The organism is Shewanella sp. T24-MNA-CIBAN-0130 (assembly GCF_040310185.1).
Taxonomy (GTDB): Bacteria; Pseudomonadota; Gammaproteobacteria; order Enterobacterales; family Shewanellaceae; genus Shewanella; species Shewanella psychromarinicola.
The window spans coordinates 1-320 of record NZ_JBEOPP010000200.1 but is presented as its reverse complement, the minus strand read 5'-3'; the positions used below and the strand labels follow the sequence as shown (position 1 = coordinate 320).

Below are 320 nucleotides of genomic sequence, written 5' to 3'. Positions count from 1 at the left end.
GTTTTGTGGCACACCGTAGTCTTTAGCGTTTAGTATTCCGCAAAAATGGATCGTGTATCCGTGTTGTTCTGCCAGAATTAAAAGTTGATTAAGGTAGTCTTCGTGGCGTTTCCACAGTAGCCCAGCCACATTCTCAATGAGAAAAGCTTTAGGCTTTAATCCATCAACAAAATCGAAATATTTTAACAGTAACTGGTTTCTAGGATCATCGATGCCTGCATTATTAATGCGATGTGTCGAGAAGCCTTGGCATGGTGGAACACCAAGTAATAAATCTAGATCGCCCGATTTAAGTTTTAGCTCTTTCATCAGAGTAGGAA

General features: G+C 40.3%; 1 protein-coding gene. It reads right to left on the bottom strand.

Features of this window, described 5'->3' with window-relative positions:
* Positions 1-320: DNA cytosine methyltransferase (locus AAEZ02_RS22065; RefSeq protein WP_351125122.1), on the bottom strand; the 320-nt coding region annotated here is incomplete at both ends.